The sequence below is a fragment of the Vibrio genomosp. F10 str. 9ZD137 genome (assembly GCF_049974785.1).
Lineage (GTDB): Bacteria > Pseudomonadota > Gammaproteobacteria > Enterobacterales > Vibrionaceae > Vibrio.
In genome coordinates this window covers 1-7,472 of the sequence record NZ_JBNGCJ010000642.1, presented here as the reverse complement: position 1 = coordinate 7,472, position 7,472 = coordinate 1, and the positions used below count along the sequence as shown (strand labels likewise).

At 44.8% G+C, this 7,472-nt stretch carries 6 protein-coding genes; 2 read left to right on the top strand and 4 right to left on the bottom strand.

The window, feature by feature from the left end; translation table 11 throughout:
- The 4 genes from ACP45E_RS15540 to msrA form a co-directional block, all read right to left on the bottom strand.
- On the bottom strand, nt 1-408 hold a 408-nt coding region (locus ACP45E_RS15540; protein WP_141707359.1), incomplete at its 3' end, for a ZrgA family zinc uptake protein.
- A 52-nt stretch (nt 409-460) separates the two neighbouring features.
- Nucleotides 461-748, bottom strand: a complete 288-nt coding sequence (locus ACP45E_RS15535; RefSeq protein ID WP_017036159.1) for a DUF2607 family protein — start codon at nt 746-748, stop codon at nt 461-463.
- 176 nt (nt 749-924) lie between these two features.
- Nucleotides 925-1,476, bottom strand: a complete 552-nt coding sequence (locus ACP45E_RS15530; RefSeq protein ID WP_017036158.1) for a YtfJ family protein — start codon at nt 1,474-1,476, stop codon at nt 925-927.
- A 90-nt stretch (nt 1,477-1,566) separates the two neighbouring features.
- Nucleotides 1,567-2,208: a peptide-methionine (S)-S-oxide reductase MsrA gene (gene msrA, locus ACP45E_RS15525; protein ID WP_017037395.1), complete on the bottom strand. Its 642-nt coding sequence runs from the start codon at nt 2,206-2,208 to the stop codon at nt 1,567-1,569.
- A 136-nt stretch (nt 2,209-2,344) separates the two neighbouring features.
- On the opposite strand from msrA, the gene tamA reads away from it, so the two are divergent.
- Both tamA and tamB read left to right on the top strand, forming a co-directional pair.
- Nucleotides 2,345-4,057: an autotransporter assembly complex protein TamA gene (gene tamA / locus ACP45E_RS15520; protein ID WP_017037394.1), complete on the top strand. Its 1,713-nt coding sequence runs from the start codon at nt 2,345-2,347 to the stop codon at nt 4,055-4,057.
- The coding region (gene tamB / locus ACP45E_RS15515; RefSeq protein ID WP_069585210.1) for an autotransporter assembly complex protein TamB at nt 4,054-7,472 on the top strand (3,419 nt) is incomplete at its 3' end. The genes tamA and tamB, both read left to right, overlap by 4 nt.

Below are 7,472 nucleotides of genomic sequence, written 5' to 3'. Positions count from 1 at the left end.
GTGTTCATGTTTGTCATGGTCATGGTGTTCATGTTTGTCGTGGTCATGATGTTCATGTTTCTCATCATGATCATGGTTGTCATCACCTAAAGTATGAGTTACGGATTTATATTCGATATGACATTTTGCTGAGCTATTTAAAGAGACCACATTGCTTGCTTCATTGAGCATTTTGACAGCGCTTGCTAATTGCTCTGTTTGCTGTTCATTTTGGGGTTGGTGTTCAAAGCCAACAACGTCAGCGCCAGGCGCGGTAATTTCAATCAGTAGTTCATGGGCATCTTGCGCAATATTGAACTCGACATGACCATGCACATGGGCATCATGCTGACGGAAAGTGTCGTCTGCAAGAGAGGAAAAGCTCAAAAGTAAGCCGATACTGGTCGCGATAGTTGTCTTAATTTGCATTGGTTCTAATCCTAAATGGTTAATATAAAATACACTATTGTTCATCGATCAGTTAAAGCGGCGGTGAGCGAGCCAAATAGGCATAAAAAGAAGCAGCAACCGTGTCTGCCACGTAAGTCAGTAACGGACTGTATTGGATTACAGTCATGTCAGCGATTGCCAGTGAATGGTTTAGACCATGACCTAAGCTAGAAAAAAGTTCGCATTGGTGTTGATTGTGATGTTCAGGCGTTAAGTCGGTTTGATGTTCAATGTAGGCGAAGTTGAGCCACAAGACGGCGATCAGTGCGCAAGCAATGACAAATCTATTCACAGATTGTATTGGCTGAGTTGATGGCAAAGGGAAGGTCCTATGGATTTTCAATGTTATAGTATAACAATAAGCCTTGGGAAAATGTCAGCACAATTTGAACTAACGTTAAGAACTTTTGTTTATGTCCACTTCTGTGTTGACTTAAAAAAGCGATAGCATTCAGGCCATCGCTTTATTTTGTTATGGATTTTCCAAATGATCGATTACAACTGTTCACGAATGAGCGTTAATACTGATGTCACGTCATTGTCATCTAATGCGCCTTCTTTGATAAACAGAACTTCACCTGATTTATTTTGAACGATGATGGCGGACGATTCGTTTTCTAGCCCCCAGGTTTTGGCTACCACACCATCGGCATCGAGCACCATCGATGACCAAGGAAACTCTTCTTTACTGGTTTCAGCTTTAGATTTCACAATAGAGCCGGTTCCCCACATCGCATCATCTTGATTAATAATCGTGGTCGTTTGGTACGCTTCTACTGGAAATTTTGCGGCGGTAATGGCTGCCATAAGAGGCGCATTGAGTTCTTTGGAGCTGCCGCGTCCTGCAATGGCCTGAATGACCCGAACTTTACCCAGCATGGATTGATTGTCCCAAGGTTGGTAACGGGTTTCATTATCCGTCAGCATGATTTCACCGTAGTTGGTGACCTCAACATCAATCACGGGTTGGCCCAAAGATAGGTTATGAGCCGCAGCGAAAAATGGAGAGCAAGCAAGTAGTAGGGTAACAAGTGGTTTTTTAGTCATTATTTTTTCCTTTTAATTACGCCGAAAAAGTATAGTCCCAAGCCAAGAAAAAGGCTGATAATCAAATGGCTAAGCTGTGATCTTGATGGATTATTTGACAAAGCACACACCAGTGCCACCTAGCCCGCAATACCCATTAGGGTTCTTTGCCAAATACTGCTGGTGATACTCTTCCGCATAGTAGAATTGGCCTGCTGGCAGTATTTCGGTCGTAATGATGCCTTTTCCTTGCTCGGTCAATAGTGCTTGGTAGCGTTGTTGCGAATCTATAGCCGTGTTTGCTTGCTCTTCATCATAGATATAAATAGCCGATCGATATTGAGTTCCGGAGTCGTTTCCTTGTTGCATACCTTGAGTCGGGTTGTGTCGTTCCCAAAAATGCGTCAGAAGTTGTGAAAAAGAAATAACCGCAGGATCAAAGAACACTTGAACGACTTCAGTGTGACCCGTTTGGCCCGTGCACACTTCGTTATAGGTTGGATTTTTTGTGTAACCACCCGCGTATCCAACGGTTGTGCAAGTCACGCCGTCGAGCTGCCAGAATAGGCGTTCTGCGCCCCAAAAGCAGCCTAGCCCCAATAAAACCTGCTGTTGGCCTTCTTGAGGTGAAGGATTGATAGGGGTTTGAGTGACAAAGTGAACGGCTGGCGCCAGGATACTTTCCTCTCTGCCTTTCAGAGCATCTTGAGGTGACACCAAGCTTGTTTTCATGTTGTTCGCGGTTGAGCCCATGGTATGTAAGACCTTATTAGTACGGAAGAATGAACAAATTATGCGAATACGTTGACATAGCTAAAGACTAACCGAGTTAATCTAGGTATCATTTTTATTCGCCGTAATACTCATTTTAGGTTTGTAATAATTAAGCATGTTCATTAAGCGATTTCCAGTTTTTATATTCAGCCTTGTCTTATCTGGCTTTGTTAATGCTAACGAAGTTAAGTTAAGTATTGTCGGCTTAGAGGGGGAATTGCTGGATAATGTTGATGCTTACTTGTTGTCGATTCCTGAAAGTGATTATGAAATCACACTGCGTTTTAAGTCTCGTTTGAGTAATAGCATGACCGAAGCGCTTAATGCCCTCGGATACTACAACCCTAAGTTTCGCTTTGAAGTTATTGAAGATAAACAGCTCATTGTCCATGTGGAGAAGGGCGATCCCGTACGGCTTACTGAACTTGATATCATCGTCACAGGCGAAGCTCAGCAAGACCCTGCCTTTTCAAAACTCATTGCAGAAAGTGGATTGACGCTAAATCAACCCGTGAACCATGGACGTTATGATGCACTGAAATCATCCATTCGCAGTCAGGCTTTACAAAAAGGGTACTTTAAAGGTGATTTTACTAAGAGCAGCTTAGAAATCGTGTCAAGCCAAAACAAGGCGATGGTGCGCTTACACTACGACAGTGGCATGCGTTATCACTTTGGGTCTACATCGATTTCTGGTAGCCAAATCAGAGATGAACGGGTTCAATCTTTGCAGCCATATCAAGCAGGCGATCCTTACCTTGTGTCAAAGGTCGGAGAATATAATCAAAACCTCTCTAATACCGATTGGTTTTCTTCCGTCTTTGTTGAGCCGGATTTAAATCGCTTAGATGAAGGTCGTGAGCTCCCTATGAAGGTCTCTTTATCTCCTCAATCAAGAAATCAATTTGAAACCGGTCTGGGTTATTCAACCGATGTGGGCGTTCGAGGAACCTTAAAGTGGAATAAACCTTGGGTGAACGATCGTGGGCACAGTTTTAACAGCAGTATTTCTCTGTCAAAGCCAGAGCAGAGTGTTGTTGCTGGTTATAAGATCCCGTTAGATGATGCGTTGCATGAGTATTATCAAATTCAGTACGGTATGAAAAAGGTCGATAGCCGCGATACCAACAGCCTGGAATCTAACCTGTCTATTGGCCGACATTGGTTACTTGATAGTGGTTGGCATCAAACGGTGAGAGCACGCTATTTGATTGAAAACTATGAACAAGGGTTACAAGACGATGTGGGCCATTTTGTTTTGCCTGGGGTGTCCTTTTCTCGTACACGTACCAAAGGTGGAAGCATGCCCATGTGGGGGGATCGTCAAACCATAACGTTTGAATATGGCGATCCGGCTTTATTGTCTGAAACCCGTTTAGTGCGTTTGGTTGGTGGAACTTCATGGATTAGAGGAATCGGCAATAATCACCGAGGCTTATTTCGGGTTGATGGAGGCGCTAACTTTACGGAAGAGTTTGAAAAACTCTCCCCTTCATTGCTGTTTTTTGCCGGGGGTGATAACAACTTACGTGGCTATAGCTATGAATCCATTTCGCCAAAAGATGAAAGTGGTGCATTGACCGGGGGCCAATATATGGTGACCACCTCGGTAGAGTATCAATATCGCCTAGTGGGTAATTGGTGGGTAGCGGCTTTCTATGATTATGGTAGTGCATTTAACCAAAAAGCCGACTTTAAAGCGGGCACGGGGGTTGGGGTTCGATGGGCATCGCCAGTGGGGCCTATTCGGCTTGATTTTGCGGTAGGATTAGATGCAGAAGAGGGCGATGAATATCAGATCCACTTTACACTAGGACCTGAGTTATGAAGAAAGTCGTCTTAAAATGGACAAAGTGGCTGTCCATTACAGTGACCTCGTTGGTGGTACTGGTGTTGGTTTTCGTGATTGGTTTGCTGTACACCAATACGGGTTTAAACGTGCTTGTATGGGGAGCGCAGAAAGCGGTGCCTCAGTTACAAGTTGAAAGCACCCAAGGTTCTGTATTTCCTCGATTTACTCTAAAAAAAGTCGCTTTTCAGGATGACGCGTTATTGATTAAGTTTGACGCTCAATCATTGACGCTTGCCGTGAATCCGAGTTGTTTTTTAGAGCCATCCATTTGCATTAACGATCTGGCCGTCGATGGCTTGCATTTTTCAATGCCAGAGCTGGCTGAATCAGAAGAATCGGAAGCTTCAGTTAACACAAATGATAAACCTTTTAAATTATCTACCCCTATTCCCATTCAAATTAGCCGTGTCAGGCTATCCAATATTGATCTCGATATTTTACAAAATAGAGTCACTTGGAAAAGCCTAAATACCGGAGCAAGGTTCCAGAACAATCAGCTGCGACTATTCCCGACCCTTTGGCAGGATATTTCGCTATCTTTAGCGCCTTCAGTGGATAGGGGAGACAGCTCATCGACGTCACCTATAGAGGACAATTCAGACCCTAGCCCTATCGTATTGCCCCCGTTTACGATGCCATTATCGTTAGTGGTTGAACGGTTCGATATTAAGCAGTTTAAGCTAAAGCAAGAGTCGCCGATTTCAATCAATCATCTCGGGTTAGAAGCGAGTGCTTCTGGTTCAAAGGTAGTCATTAAGACGCTTGATCTTGATATGCCAGAAGTGAACGCTAATTTGGTTGCCGATGTTGAACTTCAAGGGGCTTACCCACTCAATGCCAAGTTATCTGCTGATGTGAAACACCCTCAAGCGAATGGGCAAAAAATTGCCCTATCAGCCTCGGGAAGTGTGGCTGATCTTACCATTGAAAGTCAGTTGAGTGGATTAATAAAAGCCCATTTACAAGGAAACCTAAAACCACTAGAGCCGACGTTGCCGTATCAATTCTTGCTCAGCAAAGCTAATGCACAGTGGCCTCTTACTGGCGCGGCTGATTATCAGGTAGCGATTGATAAACTGTCCAGTTCGGGCAGTTTAGAAGGCTACGAACTTGATTTAAAAGCGGGCATCAAAGGGGTGAGTCTCCCTGATCTCGATGTTGATGTGAAAGGCAATGGCAACCTAGAACAAATCGAGCTGCGCGAGATAGCATTATCAACGCTTGGCGGAACTGTTGAGGGTGAAGTCTTTGCCAATTGGAATGCGCCCATCAATTGGCAAGGAAAACTTCACCTGAATCAAATTCAGCCAGGCCTGTATTGGCCTGAGGCTGAAGGGAACATCAGCGGTGATATTCATACCCAAGGTTCGTTAACTCAGGAAGGGGGGTGGATAACCGAGACCACGGTCATTGATATCGATGGGATTCTACGAGACTACCCGCTTAATATTGCTGGCTCATTGTTCGCGTCCGATAAAGAAGGGAAGGGGGCATTCAGCCTTCAAACCCCAAGTTTGACACTTGCTCACGGGCCTAATTCTGTCCAGGCGAAAGGAGAGCTTAGCCAAACTTGGCAAATGAATGTGGCTTTAAATATTCCTGATCTCGCCAAGTCGGTGCCTGATCTTAACGGATCTGTGGTAGGGGATGTGTCGTTAAAAGGGAAGCTTGAAGAGCCGAGCATCAACCTAACATTAACCGCAAACAACATCGATTGGCGTGAAGAAGCAAGCCTGCAACAACTGACGATCTCTGGTGATCTTAAACCACTCCCAGAACCTTATGCCGACCTTCATTTACAAGCGAGTGCTATTCAGTATCAGAACAATGTAGTTGATAGTGTCGATCTTAAACTCGCAGGGTCACTGAATGGTCATAACCTGATGCTAGAAGTGGGATCCGATATTGTGGCGACCAATCTCGCCATTTCAGGGGGGCTTCAGCAAGAGCCAACGCCAAGCTGGAGTGGTGATTTAGAGCGTATGTTGTTCAGTACAGAGCAAGGTCAGTGGACGTTAAATAAGAGTACACAGCTTGGTTTTGATGTTGATAGTCAGCAAGCGTTTGTCTCTGCGCACTGTTGGCTGCAAGCTAATGCGTCGGTGTGTCTTGATAACGACACCAGTGTTGGCAAGAAAGGTGAAGCGCAATTGTCGGTTAACCGGTTCAGCTTTTCTCAATTGGCTGCTTTTATGCCACAAGGTGTCGTCGTCGATGGAGAGGTGAATGCTCAAGCACTCGCCAACTGGGGGCCTGACGTTGCACCGGAGGTAGCCGTTAATGTTCAAATACCAAAAGGTCAGTTCAGCGGTATGCCAGATGTCCCCTTAGTGATTGGCTGGAATTCGATGGCGTTTAATGCAAATCTTGCTGAAAACCAACTGCAAGCCAATTGGTTGTTGGACTTTACCGATAATGGCGAGTTGTCAGGTGATATTACGATCCCCAATATTGCTGTTGCAGATAAAGAGTTAGCCGGTGATATTCGTGTGTCTCAGATTGGATTGGATTTTCTTGCCCCGCTTCTTGGTGAGTACAATGAGTTTGATGCGCAGATCAATTCACAATTGGCGTTAAGTGGCTCACTCGCTCAGCCTAAGGTGATTGGCGATCTAAGAGTCGATGATCTCATACTGAAAGGTGAGGTCTCTCCTCTGGATATCCAGAGCGGAGAAGTGGTTGCTAAATTTTCAGGGACGAAAGCCAATTTAGAGGCAAACATCGATACTCCAGATGGGCCACTGAGTATTGAAGGCGATGCTAACTGGACGGATCTTGAGGCCTGGAATAGCAATATTCGAGTTTTTGCTGATAAGTTGTTGGTCAGTCAGCCTCCGATGATTGAAATGAAAGTGAGTCCAGACATGACAATCAGCCTATCGCCAGAATACGCTAAGGTGACGGGAAGCATCGATTTACCATGGGGTAACATTGTTGTAGAAGAGCTTCCACCGAGTGCTATTGGTATTTCAAAAGATCAGGTTATTTTAAATGAGCAGCTCGAACCTATTGACGATTCGGGCTCGAGTATTTTTGCTATTGAAACGGATATCAACATTTCTATTGGTGATGAATTCACGTTGTCTGCCTTTGGGCTTGAAGGCAATCTAGTGGGTAAGCTGAACGTCACGCAAAAAGACAAAGGCCCAATCATTCACGGTGAAATTAATATCGTTGATGGGTCGTATCGATCTTTTGGTCAAGAGTTGGTGATCAATGAAGGGAAGATTTTAATGAATGGCCCGGTGGATCAGCCTTATGTTGCCATTAGTGCAATTCGGAATCCAGATAATACCCGAGATGATGTTATTGCAGGGGTGCGAGTAGATGGCCCGGCTGACGAGCCTAGCGTCACTATTTTCTCTGAGCCCGCTATGCCACAAGCAAATGC